We start from the raw sequence: 22,324 nt of genomic DNA, 5'->3' as shown, positions 1-22,324 counted from the left end.
AAATTTAAATACAAAAAAACCTGGATAAAATACTAATTTACCCAGGCGGTCGATTTTTATTAATCATGCTTCCTATGGTGAACTCCATTTCCGCCAGTTGCATGATCTTCTTTTTTTACTAAAATTATATAATATATGAAAATATAAGTCAAATTATTTAGAAAGTCTTTTGTCTTTGTTAATTTCACGAATTTTATTTACAATATATTTGTAACCATTTTTAGAATGAGGAATAAGACAGTTTGAACAATCCTTTATCCCATTTGATTCTTTATTATTTCCACCACAATCTTCTAAGAAGTAAAGTGGACAAAAGCAAAACAAACAATTGAAATCACTAGTATTTTGTGTTTTGTGGCAAGGAAAGTATTCACAGCTTTCGTGTTTGAAAAATTTATAATTACTACTCATATTATCACCTTCAATATATATTTTATTAGATCATCTATATTACTACATAATATTGCATCATACTTTGAATTTTTTCTGAAAGTAATTATCTTCTTATGCTTTTTTGAAGCGTAATTCAAAAGTTCCAAATTCTTATTATTTATTTCTCCAGTAGGAAAGCCAGAATCTATAATTACATCAGCGTCATCAATCATTTTTAAAGCATTTTTAAAGGAAGTGTCTGTTATGTTATCAAATGGTTTTTCACTTTGAATTTTCACAGACATTGTTTTAGCTGTTTCATAATCAATATCATTTTCATGAAGTATTCCTGTTGAAAAACCTAAATTGTATTTAGTTAAAACTCTATAAATAGGAGTGCCAACTCCACCACCGCCAACAACAAATATATTATTGTGCATAAAATTTTTTAGTTCTATGGAAGAGGTAAGGGTATTAAAAGCAGCATTTTTTATATTATAGACATTATTTATATTAGTATTATTTATAGTAGCTTCAGGCGTTCCAAAAGAAAGAACCTTTTTATCACGTATAAGTAATAGTTTATCACAATATTTAAGCGCCAAATCTATTTCATGAAGAGATAATACTACAGTAAGTTTCATTTTGCGACTTAAATCTTTAAGGGTGTTCAATAGTTCAATTTTATGGTTTATATCTAAATGAGTTGTGGGTTCATCTAAAATTATTAGTTTAGGTTCTTGAACTAGGGCTCTTGCAAGCATAACCTTTTGCTTTTCACCATCACTCAACGCCTGAAAATACCTATTTATGAGATTAAACGCTCCAACATTTTTAAGAACTGTTTCTATTTTTGTTTCATCTTCTTTTGAAATAGCCCCGAAAAATCCAGTATGAGGATAGCGTCCAAGTGAGACAACTTCAAAAACTGTCATAAGGTCAAAAGTTGGTTTTTCAGTTAATACCACTGAAATTATTTTTGCGAGAACATCTTTTTTTATGCCTATAACATTTTTGTCATTTATATATATAGATCCTTCAATTGGATAAAGGAGCCCGGATAGAGTTCTAATAAGTGTGGTTTTTCCAGCACCATTTGGACCTAATAGACAAACTATTTCTCCTTCTTCTACATTAAAATTTATATTTTGGATAGTAGGAATTTTATTATATCCAACTGTTAAGTCTTTAGTGGATAATATCATGATAGGGTTCTCCTCCTTAGTATTAAAAATATTACAATAGGAGCACCTATAAAAGAAGTTACAGCACTAATTGGGAGTTCTGTTGGTGCAAGCACCGTTCGCGATATAACATCACATAAGGAGGTTATTATTCCTCCCATAAGAATTGTTCCAGGAATTAAAAACATATTATTTGAGCTTTTGAAAATAAGTCTGGTTATATGTGGCACAGCAAGACCTATAAAAGCAATAGGTCCTGCAAAAGCTGTTACTATAGCTGAAAGAATACTTGAAATAATAATGACAATGGTTCTAAATGACTGTATTTTTATTCCTAAACTTTTAGCATACGCCTCACCTAAAAGAAAAGCGTTTAAAGGCTTTATAATAAGAAAAGAAGCTAAAAGTGTTGGTACTCCAATAAAAAATAGTAGGTATATGTTTTTTAGAGTAAAACCAGAAAAACTGCCTAGTGTCCACATTGTAAAAAATTGAAGCTGCTGTTTATCTGCAAAAGCTGATAGTACATTTGTTACAGCACTACATATGTAACCAACCATAATACCTATAACAAGTAAGGTTACTACATTTTTAACCTTATTTGCAAACAAAATTACTATAAGCATTATTAAAATTGAACCAATTAGAGCAGCGCTAAATACTAAAAAAGGTGAAGCAGCATTAAAACCAAAGCTTATACCAGAAAGCATTACTAAGGCTACGAATAAGGTTGCACCAGAGGAAATTCCAAGTACATAGGGTTCTACTATTGGATTTTTAAATAATACCTGAAGTAATAGTCCAGATACGGAGAGGGCAGAACCGCCTATAAGTGCTCCAACAGCTCTTGGAAAGCGGATATTCCATACGATTTGATAGTTGCCACTTTTAAAAGAGCTAGTTCTAAAGAGAATTTTAATAACCTCATTAAAGGATATTTTAAGTGAACCCATGCTGATAGAAAATATAAAAGTTAAAAAGAAAATTATAAATAATAGAAGTAAAATAACTAAATTTTTTGTATTTCTTTTAGGCTTAAGATCCATAAGAGCCTCCTAAAATTAATAGTGTGAATAGTGTTTTTGTTTGTAACCCTTAAAGCTTTCGGGATGAAATATTGATGACAAGTCTTCTATGAGTTCAGAGGTTTTGTCTGTAGCCTGATAATAATCCCGTCCAAGGCACCATACCTTTTTATCCTTAACAGGTTTTGTGTCTTTTAGTACTGGAGCTTCATTTAATACAGATTTAATGGATGGAGTGTATTCTTTTGAAGAGGAATAAATAAGTACATCAGCATCCTTTGCTTTTGCGTAGAAATTTTCAAGAGTTATGTACCCACTTTTTGTATTTAAATCCTTAAAAACATAATCTCCACCAGCTAAAGCAATCATTTTAGCAGCATATGAATCTTTAGCGGGAACATAAACTTTACCGTTATCAACCATTCCAAAAGCAACTTTCGTCTTTTTTTGTGAGGATATTTTATTTTCAATAGCCTTAACCTTTGATACTTCAGAATTAAAATACTTTTCAGCTATATCTTCTTTATCATAAAAGGCAGCTAAAAATTTAATCCATTCTAATCTTCCAAGAGGATCTTCTTCTAAGTATTCATTATCAGCGGCATAAGGTATTTTAAGTTCATCAAATTTTTTCATCATATTATTAAGACCGTAGTTTCCACCATAAAGAATAGCTAAATCTGGTTTTAAAGAAGAAATTTTTTCGTAATCAGGAGAAGTGGTATCTCCAACATAGGTTATTTTATTATCCTTAAGTGCTGATTTTATATCATTTATTTCCCATTCAGCTTCTTTTAAATTCACAGCTTTTATACTTTTTATTTCATCAAGTGGACGAAGTAATGCGGCTTCAGTAGAAGAAGATACAAGTATATTAGAAGTAGGATAGTTTATTATTGTATTATTTTTGTATATATTAGGAACAGCTTTTCCTTTTGGTGCGAGTATTATAACTTTATTGTTGCCGTCAGTAATTTTTTTAAATCCACCTTTTAGGTATTGTATTTTAAAGGCTTTTGTATATTTTAAAGGTACTTCTTCTAAGAGGCTTACTTTACCGTCAGAATAGGTTATTTTTGCATCAAGTATATCTGTTAAAAAGTCCATTGAAACATATACATCTTTATTTTTTACCTTGGGTAAATCACTCATTGATATTTTTGAAGAATTTAAATATGCTGTAGTATTATTTGTAGATAATTTTATAACATCCGTGTCTTTAGTGGCGGTAACGTTATTTCCTTTTATTGATACATTTCCACCAGTGGTTTTGAAAGCATCTTTTAAGGAAATATAGGTCTTTCCATTGTAGTTTATTAAAGCTATATTGGTTTTGTTTACATTGGAATTATTAGCTGAGGAATTATTTTCGTTTTGAGCATTAGAACATGAGGCTAGTATAAGCATCATTATAAGAAGTAACGTTGAAATTAAAGTATTTCTTTTTTTATACATGAGAGTTCTCCCTTCAAATGAGTTAATTAAGACTTCAAAGAGGAGCTAAATTTATATGCAAAATAAAAAACTCCGCCATTGCGGAGAGCCAATTCATATACATATACAAACATATATTTATAATAATTATGTTTATGGATTTTACTTCCCTCCGAAGTTCCATAATACTTTAGGTAGGTCTCCTGACTCACAGTTTAGCCTCTACCATCCTTCCCAGAATAAGTCCAGTGGATATTGGTTTTGTACCTGTATACAGTAACGGGGGTTGCATCGGATTTTCACCGATTTCCCTATTAAACCTAAAAATTAGGTGCCTAAAGCATCGTATTACATTTTTTATATTTATGCTTAGTATATCATGTTATTTTGTGAATTACAATTAACCGTATATTCAAAAAATGTAAATTGTAACTACCTTATGTTATGGTATAATTAATGCTGTGATTTAAGTTAAAAGAATTAAGATTTTGTAAATAGAAATATAGGAGGATGGATATGAGAATTGAACATGTAGCAATTTGGACTAGAGATATAGAAAAATTAAAAGAGTTTTATATTAAGTATTTTAATGGAACTACAGGAGAGAAGTATATAAATGAGAAAAAACATTTTGAATCCTATTTTATTAAATTTGATGAGACTGCAAGACTTGAAATAATGAGTATGGCATCAATACCAGATAATTTAAACAATACTGTAGAGCAATATATTGGTTTAACACATATAGCTATTTCAGTAGGAAGCAAAGAGAAGGTAAATGAAATTACTGAAAAGCTTAGACAGGATGATTATAAAATACTAGGAGAACCTCGAATGACAGGTGATGGATATTATGAAAGTATAGTTTTAGATGTTGATAATAATAGAGTAGAGATAACCGAATAGGAAGTGAAGAAATGAATCCAATAGTAAATTTAATTATAAGAACGTTTATAGAAACAATATATCTAACAGGAATTATAATAGTAGCTGGTTTTATATTAGGTTTTCTTAGAAATAACACCATAGCAAATTTACAAAGAAGTTTTGGAATGAAAGCTGTTATGATAACCGCACTAATAGGAACTCCAATTCATGAATTAAGTCATGCCTTAATAGCTATTATATTTGGACATAGAATTGTGGATATAAAGTTACTTCAAAATCCAGATAAAACAGGAACCTTAGGATATGTTAATCATACTTATAATCCATCAAATGTATATCAAAGAATAGGAAATTTCTTCATAGGCGTTGCACCAATATTTGGGGGTATAACTGTAATAATGGCGCTTCTTAAATTGACTACCCCAGTTGCATTTGATAATTTTATGATGACCTTAAAACAAAATTTGAGTATAAATATTTTAAACAGTGATTCAGTTCATGGTGTTTTAATTTCTAATATAGCAGTTATAAAAAGTATATTTGCTCTTTCTAATTTTAAAAATCCATATTTCTATTTATTTTTGCTTGTAGCTATATGCATATCTTCACATATATCTTTAAGTAAAGCAGATGTAAATGGAGCATTTGTAGGACTTGTATCAATATTTATGCTTATACTTGTTGTAAATGTAGTTGGATTATCTAAGTATATATCAGGAGCATTAATGATTAAGTATAATGTTTTAATGACAGGTTTTCTTTCAGTAGCAATAGTATTTTCATGCATTACATTTTTAATTAGTTTGATTTTTAGAGTTTTAAAGTCATAAGAGGTGTGTAAAAATGGAAAGATACTCAATAACAGAAATAGCTGTACTTATTAGAACCTTAATTGAAGCTGTATATTTTATAGTTGTAATAGTTAGTTTTAGTTTTGTTATGGGAGGATTTAGAAGTATTATAGTAAGTAATCTTAAAAATAGTATTGGAAGTAAAGCTGTAATGATAATGGGGGCAGTGGGCTCCACCTTTCATCAACTTATGCATGTTTTTATGGCTGTTGTATATGCTCATAATATAGAAGATGTTAAATTAATTAAAGAGCCTGATAAAAACAATACACTTGGATATGTAAAATGTTTTAAGAAGAATGAAAATTTCTATCAAAGATTAGGGGATTTTTTTATAGGCTTAACGCCTTTTTTGTTTGGAATTATAGTGACTTTTATTGTAATGAAAATTAGTATTCCGAATGTGTTTAATGATTTTTGTGTAGTAGTATCAAAAAATGCGAATTCTTTAACTTTGGATTTTGACACTTTAAATGGAATAAAAAATGCTGATGAAGAGCTTCTCAAAGTGTTTTTTAGTGTAACTAACGCTTATAATGTACACTTTTTTGCTTTTTTAGCATTAGCAGCATATATAGTTTTAAGTATGTCACCGGACAAAGGTGACATAAGAGGTATTTTAAGGGGATTTTGTGTTATATTTATTTTTATTGCTATATTGAATTTTATTGATGCTTTTAATTTATCAAATTATTCATTTGCTATTGATATAATTAGAATAGGAATACTTATATTAGGCTTTTTTGAAATATCTATGATAATACTCTTTTTTATAATGCTTTTTAGTTTGATTTTAAGGGCAATATTTAATTAATTTAAGTACAGTATATAAAAATATAATTTATTAAAGTAAAAAGAATCTGTGATAAGGTAATTCCAAGGATGAAACCAGCAATTATATCCGTTGTATAGTGTACGCAAAGGTATACCCTTGAAATTGCAATCATAGTTGCTAATATAAAAAAAATAATTCCTAAATTATTAAAATAAAAGTGAAGCATATTTGCAGCAGCGAAGGATGAAAAAGTATGACCTGATGGAAAAGAGTAAGATAAAGGTTTTGTAATTAAAATATTTATGCTGGAATTAGCCTTAAAAGGACGAATCCTTTTCACATAATGTTTGATTATGCCTTCACCTACAATTGAACTAACTATCAATGATAATAAAACACTTATGCCTGCAATTCTATAGGGTTCATATGCAATAAGAAAAGCTGATATAAGTAGCCATACTGCTCCTCCGTTACCCAAATATGAGGAAAAGATCATAATTTTATCTAGAAAACGTCTATTGGATCTAAAGGTTAAGCGAGAAATTATGAAATTATCTAATTTTCTTATGAATAAGAACATATCAATATCTCCCTTTTAAAAATAAATTTAGGTAAGCTATCTATATTATTTTATGAAATTATTATTAAATTAAGGTTATGGAAAAGTAAATTTTATTATAAGTTGACCTTAGGAAACCTTATGTTATAATAAATGGTAAATATATCAATATAAATATTTATGTTTATGTTGTTTTAGTACAAAACTTTATATGGAATAGGTTTAATTATGGTTTGGGGGGATAGAGCATGGACTATAAAGAGTTAAGTAAAGAAGTTGCATATGCATTAAGACATAATCCATTTAAATATGGTTTAGAACTTGATGATAGTGGATTTGTAAAAAAATTAGATCTTTTAGAAGCTTTAAAAAAACATAGCAAGTGGAAAAAAGTTAAGGAAAATGATTTAAAAGAAATGATTAAGAGTTCAGAGAAAAAAAGATATGAAATAATAGGTGACAAGATAAGAGCTCTATATGGACATTCTGTGTCAAAAAAAATAAAAAAAGAAGAAAAAGAGCCGCCAAGATTATTATATCATGGAACAGCAAGACGATTCGTAAATTCAATAAAAAAAGAGGGACTACTTCCTAAGGAAAGACAGTATGTACATCTTTCATTAGATTTTGAAACTGCCATGGAGGTAGGAAAACGACATGATGATGTGCCAGTTATCCTTAAAATAGACTCATACTGTGCATGGAAGGCTGGAGTGAAATTTTATACAGGAAATGATAATATTTGGCTTGCGGATAGTATTCCAAGTGAGTATATAGAAGAAATGGATTAAGAAAAGGGACTTTTTCTAGTCCTTTTTCTTCTTGTGTGCTTTTTTCATTTTCTTTTTCTTTCTAACTGAGAATCCAAAAGAACCTAAGGCTTTTTCTGTTAGACCATAATACTCTCCATGGTTATAACAAATGAGGTTTGCTTTATTGAAGCATATTTTGTTGTTTTCATCTAATAAGGCTTCATCTATTTTTACGTTTAATACTTGAAGTAAAAATAAGTCATGTGTGCCGAGAGGTGTAATTGATTTGACTTTACATTCCAAGGCAACAGGACAATTTTCTAAAGATGGAGTTGATATAGCTGCGCCTTCACTTAAAGGTAAATTAAAATGCTCTATTTTATTTTCTTTTTTTCCAGAGACAACACCGCAGTAATCAACAATTTTAACCATGCTTGTAGTTGGTAAATTTATAACACATTCACTACTTTCTTTAATATACTCATATGAGAGTCTTTCGGGTCTTATTCCCATAGCAATTATAGGATCCTTAGTACATACAGTGCTAACCCAGCCAACAGTAAAAATATTGAGTTTTCCTGCTGTATTTTTTGAAGTGACTAATACTACAGGAGTTGGGTTCAGCATAACACTGCCTTTAAAATTTAATTTGCTCATGTAACATTCCTCTATTCTTTTTACACAATGTTTTATATAGTAATAATTTTAACATATGATTAACATTTAAAAAATCACTTTTTTTATTATGTTAAGCTGTGATATATTTAAAATGCTTAGAAGTTTATTATAAAAAGGGGATGGAGTTATGACCAAGAAAAAAATAATAATATGGTCAGTAGCTATAGCTATATTTATTGCACTTATTTCAATATGGCATTTTTGCCTTAGTGATAACAATAAATCAGATACAGTTATACACGGTAGAGTAATACAGGAATTAGCTGCAAATAGTAAAAAGAATACAACTAAAAAGAATGTAATAAATGTACCAGAGAACAAAAAATCAAAGAAGAATAAAAATTCTTTAAATAGATCCTATGTTTTGGTTAAAATATTAAATGGAGATTATAAAGGTAAGATAATAAGGCTTGAAAATTTAGTTAATGAAAAAACCGCTCATGAAACTCTTACGAAAAAGGGTGATGAGGTATTAATTAACATAGATGAGGATAGCAAAGGAAATATAAGTAGTGCATACATATATGATGTAGTAAGATATAAATTTGTTTATGGACTTATGATTGCATTTGTAATATTACTCTGTGTAGTTGGAGGAAAAAAAGGAATTAAATCAGTTATTGCACTTGCTATAACAGCATTTGCAGTATTGAAAGTGATGATTCCTCTTATAATTGCCGGCTTTAATCCTACCGTAGTATCAATTGTAATTTGTATAATTGTAAGTACTATAAATCTTATAATAATAAGTGGAAAAAATAAAAAAACACTTGCGGCTATAATAGGTACCAGTGGAGGTCTTATATTATCAGCATTGATTGCTACCTTCAGTATACTTACACTTAGGCTATCTGGATTAACAGATGAAGAAGAACAGATGATAATTTATATTTCTCAAAATACAAGTTTTAACTTTAGCGGCTTATTGTTTGCAGGAATACTAATGGGTGCGCTTGGTGCTGTAATGGATATAGGTATGTCTATAGCATCATCAATTAATGAACTTCATGAAACACATAAAGAGGCTACAGTTATAGAACTTATAAAATCAGGAATGAATGTAGGAAGAGACATGATGGGAACTATGGCAAATACACTTATTTTAGCTTATGCAGGCGGAGCTATGTATGTTATGATATGGATTTCTTCTTATGATCTTCCAATATACAGAATTATAAATCAAGATGTAATAGCCTCTGAACTTGTAAAAACCTTAGCTGGTAGTATTGGACTTATATTTACAATACCACTTACAGCTGTTTGTTCTGCAATGATACTAAAAAAAGAAAAGATAAAAATTAAAAGTGAAGATAATAGTACTATAGAAGAAAAATAGTGGTGTGATTAAAAATAAGGGGAGAGATACAATGTCTGAGAGTATTCTTATAGTAGAAGATGAAGATAGAATGAGAGAGCTTATAAAGGCTTATTTAGTAAGAGAAAATTATAATGTGCTTGAAGCAGCTGATGGTAGAATGGCTTTAGATATATTTAATAAAAACGCTGTTTCACTGGTTATTTTAGATATAATGCTTCCGCTTTTGGATGGATGGAGTGTATGTACACATATAAGGGAAAAATCAGAGGTCCCAATAATAATGTTAACAGCAAAAAGTGAAGAGGATGATAAACTCTTGGGGTATGAACTAGGGGCAGATGATTATATTACCAAACCATTTAGCCCTAAGATACTTACTGCTAAGGTGAAGGTTCTCTTAAAAAGAATACAAGCAAACGAAAAACCAAAGGTTCAGGACTTTGATGGACTTAAAATTGATACTCTTTCTCATGAAGTTACTATTGAAGGTAAGGAGATTTATCTTTCGCCAAAGGAATATGATCTTCTTATATATTTTTCTAGAAACAAAGGTATAACTCTTACACGAGATAAAATTCTAGATAATGTATGGGGAGATGATTATTATGGTGATCTTAGAACGGTAGATACGCATGTAAAAAGACTCAGAGAAAAACTTCAAGATAAGGCATATCTTATAGCTACAGTTAGAGGATGTGGATATAAATTTGAGGTGAAAAAATGAAAATAAAGAACAGTATAACAACTAAATTGTTTGTTATAACCTTGACTTTTTATGTTTTTTTTATATTGGCAATACTTATTTTTCAAAGCGCACTTTTTGGCAAGTTCTATCAAAATAAAAAAATGCAAAGTCTTGAGTCTTCAACTAGCGAACTAAAAAAACAATACAACGCTAATAATAGTAATGAATATGATGATATGAGCAGTATAATAAAGGAGTTTGAACAAAAAAATAATTGTAAGGTAGCAATACTTAATAGCTATGGAAATTTAAAGTATTTTGAAAATAGTAATGGAGATAATTCTTCTGAGATAAATATAATTAAAGACATAATGCATACTTGGGTTTCTAATCCAGCAGATTTTTTAAGCATGAGAAGAACAGGAAAAAGTGAGACGTATGTTTTTCAAAGTAAGACATATAATGTGAAAAACATAGTTTGTGTAGTCCCAGGGGCAAACAATGATATTATTTTCGCAATATCTTCGTTTCAATCAATTACAGAGGCATCTTCAGTAATGAGAGAATTTTTTAGTTATATATTCTTTAGTGCTGTAGTGGTTGTAATTATTTTAGCTTTTATATATTCCAAAATGATTACTAATCCTTTAAAAAGAATAAATAAAACAGCTTCTAAGATGGCAGAATTAGATTTTAGTGAAAAGTGCAGTGTTACATCTGAAGACGAAATTGGATATCTGGGAAAAAGCTTGAATTTCTTAGCCGAGAATTTGAATAAGTCAATGAACTCATTAAAAGAAGCAAATAGACAGCTTAAAAAGGATATAGAAAAGGAAAAAGAACTTGAAAAAATGAGAAAAGAATTTGTAGCAGGTGTCTCTCATGAACTAAAAACTCCGATAGGAATAATAGAAGGATATGCAGAGGGACTTAAGGATAATGTAGTTGGAACACAAGAAGAAAAAGATTATTATATAGATGTAATTATAGATGAAGCTGCTAGAATGGGAAATCTTGTGTCAGACATGCTTGATTTATCACAATTAGAAAGTGGGAATTTTAAGCTTACAATTGGAGAATTTGATATAGGAGAGATGGTGTTTAAGTGTTGTAAAAAATACTATGCTATATTAGATGAAAAGAAAATAGAGATTAATATAAATATAGTGAATGGAGTAGTAAGTGGGGATCAATATAGATTAGAACAGGTTTTTACAAATTTACTTAATAATGCATTGAAATATGCAAAGGCTAAAATATATGTAAATATAGTTAAGGATAAGAGTAAAATTACAGTAGAAGTTATAAATGATGGAGAATACATAGAAGATAGTGAAATAGATAAAATATGGGATAAGTTTTATAAAACAGATAAATCTAGGAATAGAAAAGTTGGAGGTACTGGCTTAGGTCTTTCAATAGTTAAAAACATAATAGAACTCCACAATGGAAGCTATGGAGTTCTAAATATTAAAGATGGAGTTAAATTTTATTTTACATTAAATTTATGTTGAGTTATTTATCAGATAATTTTAATGAAAGAGTCTTATAAGCATCATCTCTATAAACTTCTACATCAACGGTATCACCTGCATTATGCTTTGATTTTATTGAATCGATATCGTTTGTAGAAGCTACTTTTTTGCCATCAAATTTTGTTATTACGTCTCCAACCTGAAGACCTGCTTTTTGGGCAGAACTAAAGTCTTGTACTTGTTCAATATATACACCTTGAGGTATATCGTGGTCTTGTGCAGTATTTTTGTCTACAGCTTCACCACTTATACCAAGCATTAATATTGGCTTAGAAAGATTTTGAATTTTACTCTTTACACTATCTATTGGAATAGAGAACCCGATACCCTCTACACCACTCTCACTTATTTTTGCAGAATTTATACCAACTACTTGACCAAATGAATTTACTAAAGGACCACCACTGTTTCCAGGATTTATAGCTGCATCTGTCTGGATATATGTTTGCTTTTGACCTTCACTTACGCTTACTTCACGATTAACAGCACTTACAACACCAGTAGTAACTGTTCCTAAAAATTCTTTTCCTAAAGGATTTCCTATAGCAACTACTGAATCACCAACATTTAAGGAACTTGAACTTCCAAGTTCTGCAACACCAGGAACTGTAAAGCTTCCAGTCATTTTTATTACAGCTATATCATTAGCTTCATCGTAGTTTACTACTTTAGCAGAGACTTCTTTTTTATTACTTAAGATGACAGATATTTTATCAGCACCTTTTATAACGTGATAATTTGTTAAAATGTAGCCATCGTTATTGAATATTATTCCTGATCCCATTCCTTCTTGAGTAGAATTACCACCGTTACCTGAGCCAAAGAAGGAATTATAATCATTTTGAGTTACAGTTGTTTTTGTAGACACACCAACTACTGCTGGACTAACTTTTTTTACAATCTGAGATACTGTTAATCCGCTTCCATTTGAAGTAGAGGTTTTTGCCGAAGTAGCTGAAGCATTAATGTAGCCTAAGGAAGAAGTTCCGCTGTTAGCAAGTGTTTTATATAACGGTGTTTTCTTGAAGAAGTTTGATTTAGGGAGAAGGTATAGAGCTGAACCAGTTGATATACCACCTCCGAGTATAGCACAGGTTAAACCTACTGCTATGTAAGATGCAATTTTTTTATTGAAGGGTTTTTTTGTTTTGTTATTATTTTCTGGGTTATATTGAACAGGTACATTTGTATTTAAATTAGTATCATTATTATCCATTTCAATTGTATTATCATTTTCGTTTATATTATTTGAAGAACCATTTAAATTGTCCATTATCGTTACCTCCTAAATTGTTTCTGTTTTCTATGCTTTAATAATAAACTGGGAGTGTGACAGCTGTGTGACAATTTTGTAAAATAGTTGTTTAGAATTGAAATTTATAACATTGAAATAAAGTAAGTTTCATAGTAAACTATACTTTATAAAAGGAGGGTACAAATTGAGTTATATTATAGAGCTTTTTCATAAAGAATCCTTTAAAAGGGGAGCTTTTTTAGTATTGTTAGCTGCATTCTTTTATTTTTGTAGGTCAATAATGAATTTTATTTTATTGACATTTTTAATTACATATTTGATAAGCAGCCTCCACGGATTTATTGTATCAAAACTCAGTAAGTTTGTAAAAGTAAAAGAAGGATTAGTTGCTGTGATTTTATATATAATTATAATAGCAGTAATAGTTTTAGTATTCTATAATTATGTTCCTATAATAATTAGAGAAACTACTAATATTGTAAATCAAGCAACTGATGTATATAATACTGTAAATGATAGTGATTTTGGTGCACTAGGTAAATACATACAACCAATGCTTGATAAGTTTGATATAGGGTCTTACACTAAGCAGGGGTTAAGTTATGTAATAGAGTTTGCTAAGAGTTTTGGAAAGGTAAGTTTAAATTTATTTTTAGCATTTGTATTGAGTTTATTTTTCGTACTTGAGAAAAAAACAATAAAAAAATTCGGAAAAAAATTTGAGAAGAGTAAACTAGCTACTATGTACGGATATTTCGTTTATTACGGAAATAATTTTTTGAATTCCTTTGGTAAAGTTATAAAAGCTCAAATACTTATAGCTATGGTTAATGCGATATTATCATCCATCGCGCTTGCAATTATGGGTTTCCCTAATTTAATGACTTTAGGTGTTATGATATTTGTGTTGAGTCTTATACCAGTAGCAGGTGTAATAATTTCACTTGTACCGTTGTCACTTATTGCATTTAATATTAATGGATTTACAGAGGTAATATATGTAATACTTATGGTCATAGTTATACATTGTATAGAGAGTTATTTCTTAAACCCTAAATTAATGTCATCCAAAACCAAAATACCAATATTTTTTACTTTTATAATACTCATTGTTTCAGGTGATTTTATGGGAACTTGGGGATTATTACTAGGTATACCGCTATTTATGTTTGTACTTGATGTTTTTGAAGTAAAGGTTTCATGACAATGCAAAGTTAAAAAAGTAACCTTTATATTTAATATAATACATAAATAATTTATTGAAAGTTAATAAGTTATTTATGTATTATTAATTTTTTTATATTATATTTATAAAGTGTTGTCATATTTTTTAAATTAGAAAAGAGATGAATAAATGAGATTTTCCGTAGTAAATAGAGATTACGTATCGAATGAAACAAGAAGAATACCATTAAAAATATTAAATTATATCGATATTATATTGTTTTTTATAATTTTATTTTTAAAATTAGTTACTTATGGTAGAGAAATTTCGCCAGAGTACTTTGATTCCTCAGTTACAAAACCAATATTTGCATCGCTTTTAGTGATATTTAGCTTTTCTTTTTTATTCAAAGGAAAAAGAAGAACAGCATATCTTATTATAATTGATTTGATAATAAGCCTCATTCTCATATCTGATATAGCTTATTTTAGATATAATAAGGATATTATAACAGTTTCTGCTGTACAAACGGCCAAATTATTGGTAGGAGTAAAATCAAGTGTGGCAGATGTTTTAAGCATTAAGGACTTTTTATATTTATTAGATATTATCATACTTGTACCAGTTTTTATTTATTTTAAAAGTATAAATAAAAACAGTATAAAGCTAAAATTTAGAGTAATCTTATTTTTGATTATACTCGCTTTAGGAGTAGGATTAGATATAAAGGTATTTCATGAAGTTAATGTTGAACAACCAACGCTGCTTACTGCAATGAGCAATAGAATTTATTTAACAAAGATGATTGGAAATTTAAATTTCCATGTAGTAGATGCGTATAATTTTACAAGTACAAAAGTTAAAAATTCTAAAAAGTTACCAGAAAAAAGAAAAAGCGCAATAAGTAATTATCTTGAAAATAATAATTCCATTGGTGGCATTAAGTTTAAATCAGAAGGATCAGGAAAGAATCTAATAATGATTCAAGTAGAGGCACTTCAGGGATTTGTAGTAAATAAAAGTATAAATGGAAAAGAAATAACACCTAATTTAAATAAGTGGGTAAATAAAAGTTTGTATTTTGATAATTATTTTTATCAAGTTGCTCAAGGAAATACTTCTGATGCTGAATTTATGTCGTTAAATTCCTTATATCCTGCACAATCAGGAGCTGCATATTATACATATGCGGGTAATACCTTTGATTCCATTCCCAAAGCTTTAGGGGAAAAGGGATATTATACAGCAGCACTTCATGGATATAGTGAAGGTTTTTGGAATAGAAATGTAATGTACAAATCAGAAAAATTTGATGATTTTTATGGTCAAACTAGCTATAAAAATAATCAAACAGTTGGTATGGGATTAAGTGATGAGTCGTTTTTAAATCAGTCTTTAGAAAAAATGCAAACTTTTAAGCAGCCATATTTTTCGTTCCTTATAACTTTAAGTAGCCATTATCCATTTAATGACACGGATGGTTATGAAAAATATACTACTGATAAATTAGATGTTGGTGAGTATAAGAGCACTCTTTTAGGAAATTACTTGGAAGGTATACACTATACAGATGAAGAATTAGGTAAATTCCTGGACAAACTTGATAAAGAAGGAATAACGAAAAACTCTATAATTGTTTTATATGGAGATCACTTTGCTATACCAAAGGAAAATATAAATCAACTTTATAGTTTTGAAGGAATAAAAGATCCTACAGATCTTACTTGGTATGAATATCAAAAGGTACCTATGTTTATTCATTTCCCAGATGATAATCATAAAGGTGTCAATCATACTTATTCGGGTCAAATGGATTTATATCCTACAATAGCAAATATGTATAATATTGATAATAAATATATGTTTGGACGAGACATATTAAATGTAAATGATGGTGATAGCACAAATGTTACATTTAGAAATGGATCATTTACAGATGGTAATGTATTTTATGTGTCTTGGACTAATACGTATTATGATATAAAGACAGGTAAGAAAATAAAGGAAACCCCTGAACTTAAGAAAAAGAAAGAGGCAGCTACTACTCAATTAGAGTATTCAGATGATTTATTAAATCATAATTTGCTTAAATCTTTTTCAAAATAAAAAAATAGCTTAAATGATAAATCATTTAAGCTATTTTTTTTTATAAAATTTTAATAACTTCAACTTCGTAATTACCATCAGGTGATTGGACAACAGTTCTTTTATTTAGTTCTGATTTATATAAAGCTTTTCCAAGAGGAGAATCTATACTTACCTTCATGTTTTTAATATCTGCCTCAACAGAACTTACTAATGTAACTTCTTCTGTTTCGTCAGTATCACAAAATTTAACCAATGCCTTTTTGTTTAAATCAAATATATTTTCATTTTCAGAGCTCTCAACTACTGTAGAAGTTTTTAGTATATCTTCGATTTCTTGAATTCTTGTTTCATTTATTGATTGATCATCTTTTGCTGCACTATAATCAGCATTTTCGCTTAAATCACCTTGAGAACGAGCAAATTTTAAAGCCTCTTTAATTTCAGCTCTTTTAACGGTTTTTAGGTATTCAAGTTCTTCTTCAAGCTTTTTCTTTCCTGATTCTGTTAAAATCTTACTACTCATTAATAAACACCCACTATCTTAAATTTTGTGTATAAATGAAAAATCAATTTAAGCATATGTATATTGATTTCCACATAAAAAATATACATATATTATATGTATATTTTAACTCAAGAATATAATTATATAACGAAACTGAAGCTAAAAATAGTTTTTAATATAGTATTTAACTTAGTTTCTCTATATATATAATATTACTAAATTCAACTTATTTCAAGAATTTTATACTTTAATACTAAATCGTATCTATATCGTTTAAGTTTTTTGAACTTAAGGATTTAGCTATTTCATCTAAAATTCCTAATTTTATGTCTTCAGAAAATACTTCAAAATCACTCCTGTATTTTTCTGCACTTTCATTTTCTAAATCAGATAAATCTAATTCACGTAATCTAAGTGCGGCTATGTTTTCTTCATTATATTGAAGACTTAATACACAAAAATCGATTATTTTATTAAATTGAGCATATTCATATATGCTTACTATAAAGAAATCTAAATTTTTATTGAGGTAATCATTTAGTCTGTTAACTAAGTTATTATGAATACATAAATCATATTTGTTATTGAGCTTTTTTAGAGTACCTAATTGGTAAGTAGAATATTGAAATATTCTATATATATCAGTATTTGAAATGTTTAATGTACAATACATATTAGGTACTATATAAGTTTGTTTGTCTTTATAATAAGAAATAAATTTTTTGTTATAGAGTGAGTCTATAAAGAGTTTTAATAGACGTTTATCCGTAGCAATAAGATCAAATTTACAACCGTTTATAAATCCATCAGTTAAATCACTAGTACCCCAAACAATTGTTGCATTGCAGGTTACATTTAAAGAACCCATCTTAAAATTAAAAGTGATTTTGTCATTAATATTAAGACGCTTAGGAACATGAATCCTTGCCCCAGATTCACTTATATCAAGGATTTCAACTTGTTCATATTGAAGTTCTCCATTTAGTATATAAGAGTCTATGTTATATTTGTAATCTGTTCTTTTAAATTTTCTTTGTTCAATTTTTTTTCTCATAAAATCAACCACCCTTAGTACTATAAAAGAATCTATATTGTATAATATATATGTTATTATACAATATAGAACTAAAATTAACAAAATAATTTCTAATTATTTTGTTAATTTTAAATGTGATTAAAGTTTCTATACAGCATTACGTTTACTCCATTTACCACACCTATCACCAAAAGCACCTATTATGGAATTATTATTTTTAATTTGTACTATCTCGCACCTATTTGAACAGCCTTTACATTCAAAGCTTTGAGAGTTAAAATCTGTATTAGATAGAGAAAATCCATTGAAATTTGTATGCTTTTTTTGTTTTAATAAGGTTTCTTTAGCTATTAAGGCAGCACCAATAGCACCCATAACCTTATGGTGTGGTGGAATTGTAATTTTTAGACCTAAGTAATGTTCAAAAGAAGTCTTCATTCCTATATTTGAAGCTACACCACCCTGAAAAAAAATTTCTGGAAGTATTTCTTTGCCTTTACCAACATTACTTAAATAGTTTCTAACAAGAGCATCACATAATCCTTTTATTATATCTTCTTCCCTATAGCCTAATTGTTGTTTATGTATCATATCGGATTCTGCAAAAACTGCGCATCTTCCAGCAATACGTACAGAACAAGTTGCTTTAAGAGCATATTTACCAAAGTCTTCTATAGGAATATCCAATCGTTCTGCTTGCCTATCAAGAAATGAACCTGTTCCAGCAGCGCAAACGGTATTCATAGCAAAATCAGTAACTATTCCATCTTTTAGTATTATAATTTTTGAATCCTGTCCGCCTATTTCAATTATGGTTTTTACATTTTTATTTATATTTAATGCAGCAACTGCATGAGCAGTTATTTCGTTTTTTACAGCATCTGCACCGAGAACATAAGAAGCTATCTCTCTTCCACTGCCAGTGGTTCCAACACCAAGTATTTCATCATCAGTATATTTGGTGCTTAAAAATTTGAAGCCTTCTTTAATAGCGCTTATTGGTCTACCTTTAGTTCGCAAATATAAACTATCTATAACCTCCATATTTTCGTTTAACATAACTATATCGGTACTTACAGAACCAACATCAACACCTATATAATACATCTATCTTTTCTCCTTTCTAGTAAATCTATAAATGCTTCAATCCTTGTCATATAACCAGTATCACCTGTCATTTCATCTATAATTAATGACAATATTGGAAAGTCTTTATCTTTTGATATTGTAGGTAATATTGATTTGGATACAATTTCTGGCATGCAGCCCATAGGAAATAGCTGTACTGCACCATCAAAGCCTGAATTACTTGCAATGACAGCCTCACCTATACATTCTCTACCATGTCCGCCTATGTAGTAAGGAAGATATTTTCTCGAATTAAATTTTAAATTTAGAGAGTTTAGTTTTAAATAAGATAAAATAGCATCTTTAAACCACCAGCTTGGAGTTAAAGTTTTTGTTGTTGATATTCCTAAATCCATTAATTTGTTTTCAATATAAAAGTTGGAAAACGGTTCGAGTATTGTGTAAATTTCACCTATTATTGATATTTTCAATGGTTTTTTATTTACATCTATAGGAACATGATTTATCATATGCTTATACTTAATGAGAATATCAAACATAGATTCAGCTGTATTACATTTTATGGCTGATTTTTTACAAGACTCTAGTATTCTTTTACATTCACCTTTTTTTAATTCAAAACCTGCTTTAAAACGAGCACTTTTTTCAATATAATCAATCAAATTTATAATTTTATAAGCTAAATATAGTGTTTTAAACTTTTTATAATTACTAACATGACTTTCATTAGATATCTTCTTTAATCTGTTTGAAAACTCAGTTTTACCAATGGCAGAAGGCCTATCTAATACTATAAAATCTATGTTATGACCCAATTTATTTAATAGATTCATTTGAAGTTCACAATATTCGCCAAATCTACAAGGACCACAACTCCCTGTTAAGAGTATGGTATCGGCACCTCGTTTTATACAATCTATGTAGGCTCCTAGCATTATTTTAAAAGGAAGACAAATATCTTCTGAGGAATAAAGGGAGCCTAGTTCAAGGCATTTTTTACTGCTAGCCTCAGGAAGAACATAATCTATTCCTAGATTATCAAAAACTGCTTTTGCAGCATAAATAGTATTACCTAAATTAGGAAATGTTATTTTCATTAAAATTGTATCTCCTTTCTAGCATATCAGAGAAAGCTTCAAGTCTTGTATTAAAGCCAGCTTCCCCAGTTTGTTCATCAATTTTAAGCACCAATATAGGAAAGTTTTCCACTTCCTTTTTTATTAATTCGAGTACTACAGAATCTATACCACAGGCAAAGGACGAAACGTATATAATGCCATCAACAAGATGGTTTTTAGCGCAAAATGTTGAAAATCCATATGATTTTCTAGCAAAGGTCCAAAAAGGTTTTTTAAATAGGTGTGTCATTTGTTTATTGATGAGACTTTCATCTATATTCTTTTCAGTTAATACGCTTATATTTAATTTATCGAGTTTTTCTATTAGATTTAGGTTTATATAAGAATCATATAGATTATAGGGATGACCAGCTAAGGCTACCTTTATATTATGTATTTTATGAGTAGTCTTTTTAGAAATAAAATCCTCTTGAGCATTTTTAGCTTTTAAATAAGCTTTTTGAATTTTAAAACTATTCATTGTAAAGTGGTGACCACACTTTTTTATAAATTTCATAAAGTTTTTTTCATTATCCATATAGATTGGATAGGATATAATTTTGGGTAAATCTTTTATATTGTTTTCAATCATTTCAGGAAGTCCACAGAATTTTGGGCATATTGATTCATTAGTGCTAATTGACATAAATCTGGGGATAAATATGTAATCACATTGATCTTTTAAATATGCTACATGACCATGAAATATCTTTATTGGAAGGCAAGCTTCATCAATACAATGCTTAACACCTAAATCTAAAATAGTCTTATTTGTATCCGGTGAACTTACAACAGAACATCCCAATTCGGTAAAAAAAGTACTGAAGAAAGGGGAGTAATCGCAATATAAAAGACCTTTTGGAAAACCTATTTTCATAAGTAAGCCTCCTTTAAAAAGATTATAACTACATTGGATTATTTTAACCTTAATTGAAATTTATATTCAAAGCGCATTTAAATTATTGGGAATGGCAATACTGAAATTTTAAAAGAATTTATAAAAAAATAAGATGTTGTAAAAGTTGTTTACAACATCTTAAAGGACTATGAATTTAAAAAATTTAGTAAGCTAGTGTAATTTTTTTCTGCATCTTTATAGCCTTGAAGGTACAGATTGTTTAATCTAGATTTGTTCTTTTCAATGCGTTTTACATTTGGAGGCAAGCTAGGGCGTATAATGAAAACTTTGCCTTGTTTTTCTAAATCGTTAATATAATCTAAGGTTTCATTGTATAGTCTATGTCTGTTTAAAATTGATGAGCAAAGCCCTTTAAAATTTGAATATTTTTTTGAAAGTATCCAATTATGGTTAAAAGGTTTTTTTATGTATTTAGGTTCTCTTGTGAGTATGAGAACATTTTTAGTATTTCCGTCACTTATAGATTTTTTCACAGGTATGGGATCAGCTATACCTCCATCCATAAGGATATAATTATTTATTTTTACTGGGTTAGAAATGAAAGGTAAACTACTTGAAGCTCTTATTATGTTTAAAATTTCATTAGAAGAAGAATTAGTAAAGTAAACTTCTTTTCCAGTAAAGCAATCTGTAGCACCTATAACAAGTTTTTGTGAAGAGGTTGAAAAAGTGTTAAAATCAAAAGGAACTAGTTTATTTGGTACTTCATCAAATATAAAATCCATACCAAATATAGATTTGTATTTAATGATGTTTTTAACGCTTATATATCTTGAATCATTAGCTAAGTCTACAGTAACAGATTTTGTTCTTCCTCTTTGTTTAGATATATAGGAAGCTGCGTTACAAGCGCCCATGGATACACCGCTAACGTAAGGGAAATATAAGTTTTTGTCCATAAAGTAATCAAGAACACCGGCAGTATATACTCCACGCATGCCGCCACCTTCTAATATAAGTCCTATATTGTTCAATATAAACACCTGCCTTTTAATAAATTTTATAATATTTTTATGAGGATTGTAAAGTAATAATTTATTATATATAATTATGTACTACATGAAGTTCTTAAAAAGGATATAATATAAGTAAT

At 28.8% G+C, this 22,324-nt stretch carries 22 protein-coding genes and 2 riboswitches; of the genes, 9 read left to right on the top strand and 13 right to left on the bottom strand.

The genetic code is table 11. The annotated features are described in order from the left end of the window. Positions 1-32 precede the first annotated feature (32 nt). Positions 33-111: riboswitch (ZMP/ZTP riboswitch) on the bottom strand. A gap of 42 nt (positions 112-153) precedes the next feature. The 4 genes from CLFE_RS15320 to CLFE_RS15305 are packed head-to-tail and all read right to left on the bottom strand — an operon-like array spanning position 154 to position 4,036. Beyond that, positions 154-411, bottom strand: a complete 258-nt coding sequence (locus tag CLFE_RS15320; protein WP_077833057.1) for a cysteine-rich small domain-containing protein — start codon at positions 409-411, stop codon at positions 154-156. Beyond that, positions 408-1,577 (bottom strand): ABC transporter ATP-binding protein, encoded by a 1,170-nt coding sequence (locus CLFE_RS15315; RefSeq protein ID WP_242951569.1) that lies wholly within the window; start codon positions 1,575-1,577, stop codon positions 408-410. Before CLFE_RS15315 ends, CLFE_RS15320 begins: the two co-directional genes overlap by 4 nt. Then, the gene (locus CLFE_RS15310; RefSeq protein WP_077892772.1) at positions 1,574-2,602 is read right to left on the bottom strand and encodes a FecCD family ABC transporter permease; all 1,029 of its coding nucleotides are present in this window, start codon (positions 2,600-2,602) and stop codon (positions 1,574-1,576) included. The genes CLFE_RS15315 and CLFE_RS15310 overlap by 4 nt, the downstream gene beginning before the upstream one ends. 15 nt (positions 2,603-2,617) lie before the next feature. Next, positions 2,618-4,036 carry an ABC transporter substrate-binding protein gene (locus CLFE_RS15305; RefSeq protein WP_077892773.1) on the bottom strand — a complete coding sequence of 473 codons (1,419 nt, stop codon included), beginning with the start codon at positions 4,034-4,036 and terminating at the stop codon, positions 2,618-2,620. 155 nt (positions 4,037-4,191) lie between these two features. After that, a riboswitch (cobalamin riboswitch) is annotated at positions 4,192-4,369 on the bottom strand. Between the two features lie 162 nt (positions 4,370-4,531). Here CLFE_RS15305 and CLFE_RS15300 point away from each other — a divergent pair. The 3 genes from CLFE_RS15300 to CLFE_RS15290 are packed head-to-tail and all read left to right on the top strand — an operon-like array spanning position 4,532 to position 6,568. After that, the gene (locus tag CLFE_RS15300; RefSeq protein ID WP_077892774.1) at positions 4,532-4,921 is read left to right on the top strand and encodes a VOC family protein; all 390 of its coding nucleotides are present in this window, start codon (positions 4,532-4,534) and stop codon (positions 4,919-4,921) included. An 11-nt stretch (positions 4,922-4,932) separates the two neighbouring features. Continuing rightward, on the top strand, positions 4,933-5,733 hold the full coding sequence (locus CLFE_RS15295; protein ID WP_077833052.1) for a hypothetical protein: 801 nt from the start codon (positions 4,933-4,935) through the stop codon (positions 5,731-5,733). A gap of 13 nt (positions 5,734-5,746) precedes the next feature. Then, complete coding sequence (locus tag CLFE_RS15290) at positions 5,747-6,568, top strand: hypothetical protein (RefSeq protein ID WP_077892775.1); 822 nt, start codon at positions 5,747-5,749, stop codon at positions 6,566-6,568. A gap of 1 nt (position 6,569) precedes the next feature. Here the strand turns inward: CLFE_RS15290 and CLFE_RS15285 are convergent, their stop codons facing one another. Next, positions 6,570-7,109, bottom strand: a complete 540-nt coding sequence (locus CLFE_RS15285) for a phosphatase PAP2 family protein (protein ID WP_077852570.1) — start codon at positions 7,107-7,109, stop codon at positions 6,570-6,572. A gap of 227 nt (positions 7,110-7,336) precedes the next feature. On the opposite strand from CLFE_RS15285, the gene CLFE_RS15280 reads away from it, so the two are divergent. Beyond that, on the top strand, positions 7,337-7,879 hold the full coding sequence (locus tag CLFE_RS15280) for an RNA 2'-phosphotransferase (RefSeq protein WP_077892776.1): 543 nt from the start codon (positions 7,337-7,339) through the stop codon (positions 7,877-7,879). 15 nt (positions 7,880-7,894) lie between these two features. On the opposite strand, the gene CLFE_RS15275 is transcribed toward CLFE_RS15280, so the two are convergent. Continuing rightward, entirely contained in the window at positions 7,895-8,497 is a 603-nt protein-coding gene (locus CLFE_RS15275) for a flavin reductase family protein (RefSeq protein ID WP_077833048.1), read from the bottom strand. A 148-nt stretch (positions 8,498-8,645) separates the two neighbouring features. On the opposite strand from CLFE_RS15275, the gene CLFE_RS15270 reads away from it, so the two are divergent. Genes CLFE_RS15270 through CLFE_RS15260 form a run of 3 tightly spaced genes read left to right on the top strand, consistent with a single transcriptional unit; the run spans position 8,646 to position 12,035 of the window. Further along, positions 8,646-9,854 (top strand): YibE/F family protein, encoded by a 1,209-nt coding sequence (locus CLFE_RS15270; protein WP_242951570.1) that lies wholly within the window; start codon positions 8,646-8,648, stop codon positions 9,852-9,854. 31 nt (positions 9,855-9,885) lie between these two features. After that, positions 9,886-10,560 carry a response regulator gene (locus CLFE_RS15265; protein ID WP_077892777.1) on the top strand — a complete coding sequence of 225 codons (675 nt, stop codon included), beginning with the start codon at positions 9,886-9,888 and terminating at the stop codon, positions 10,558-10,560. Further along, on the top strand, positions 10,557-12,035 hold the full coding sequence (locus CLFE_RS15260; RefSeq protein ID WP_077852572.1) for a HAMP domain-containing sensor histidine kinase: 1,479 nt from the start codon (positions 10,557-10,559) through the stop codon (positions 12,033-12,035). The genes CLFE_RS15265 and CLFE_RS15260 overlap by 4 nt, the downstream gene beginning before the upstream one ends. Before the next feature lies 1 nt (position 12,036). Here the strand turns inward: CLFE_RS15260 and CLFE_RS15255 are convergent, their stop codons facing one another. Then, positions 12,037-13,329 (bottom strand): S1C family serine protease, encoded by a 1,293-nt coding sequence (locus CLFE_RS15255; protein WP_432706051.1) that lies wholly within the window; start codon positions 13,327-13,329, stop codon positions 12,037-12,039. Between the two features lie 166 nt (positions 13,330-13,495). Between CLFE_RS15255 and CLFE_RS15250 the strand changes: the two genes are divergently transcribed. Continuing rightward, entirely contained in the window at positions 13,496-14,515 is a 1,020-nt protein-coding gene (locus CLFE_RS15250) for an AI-2E family transporter (RefSeq protein ID WP_077892779.1), read from the top strand. A gap of 150 nt (positions 14,516-14,665) precedes the next feature. Beyond that, positions 14,666-16,582, top strand: coding sequence for an LTA synthase family protein (locus tag CLFE_RS15245; RefSeq protein ID WP_077892780.1), 1,917 nt, complete (start codon positions 14,666-14,668; stop codon positions 16,580-16,582). Positions 16,583-16,622: 40 nt separating this feature from the next. Here CLFE_RS15245 and greA read toward each other — a convergent pair whose 3' ends face one another. The 6 genes from greA to CLFE_RS15215 all read right to left on the bottom strand — a co-directional run bounded on the left by greA (position 16,623) and on the right by CLFE_RS15215 (position 22,205). Beyond that, positions 16,623-17,087 (bottom strand): transcription elongation factor GreA, encoded by a 465-nt coding sequence (gene greA, locus CLFE_RS15240; protein WP_077833042.1) that lies wholly within the window; start codon positions 17,085-17,087, stop codon positions 16,623-16,625. 235 nt (positions 17,088-17,322) lie between these two features. After that, complete coding sequence (locus CLFE_RS15235) at positions 17,323-18,123, bottom strand: PilZ domain-containing protein (protein WP_207651361.1); 801 nt, start codon at positions 18,121-18,123, stop codon at positions 17,323-17,325. 129 nt (positions 18,124-18,252) lie between these two features. Then, positions 18,253-19,212 carry an acyl-CoA dehydratase activase gene (locus CLFE_RS15230; RefSeq protein WP_077892782.1) on the bottom strand — a complete coding sequence of 320 codons (960 nt, stop codon included), beginning with the start codon at positions 19,210-19,212 and terminating at the stop codon, positions 18,253-18,255. Continuing rightward, on the bottom strand, positions 19,200-20,291 hold the full coding sequence (locus CLFE_RS15225) for an acyl-CoA dehydratase activase-related protein (protein WP_077852578.1): 1,092 nt from the start codon (positions 20,289-20,291) through the stop codon (positions 19,200-19,202). Before CLFE_RS15225 ends, CLFE_RS15230 begins: the two co-directional genes overlap by 13 nt. After that, entirely contained in the window at positions 20,272-21,189 is a 918-nt protein-coding gene (locus CLFE_RS15220; protein WP_077892783.1) for an acyl-CoA dehydratase activase-related protein, read from the bottom strand. Before CLFE_RS15220 ends, CLFE_RS15225 begins: the two co-directional genes overlap by 20 nt. A gap of 167 nt (positions 21,190-21,356) precedes the next feature. Next, complete coding sequence (locus tag CLFE_RS15215) at positions 21,357-22,205, bottom strand: patatin-like phospholipase family protein (protein WP_077892784.1); 849 nt, start codon at positions 22,203-22,205, stop codon at positions 21,357-21,359. Between the last annotated feature and the right edge of the window lie 119 nt (positions 22,206-22,324).

The organism is Clostridium felsineum DSM 794, from assembly GCF_002006355.2.
Lineage (GTDB): Bacteria > Bacillota > Clostridia > Clostridiales > Clostridiaceae > Clostridium_S > Clostridium_S felsineum.
Note: the sequence above shows the minus strand (reverse complement) of the source record. Positions and strands in the feature narration are given on the sequence as shown.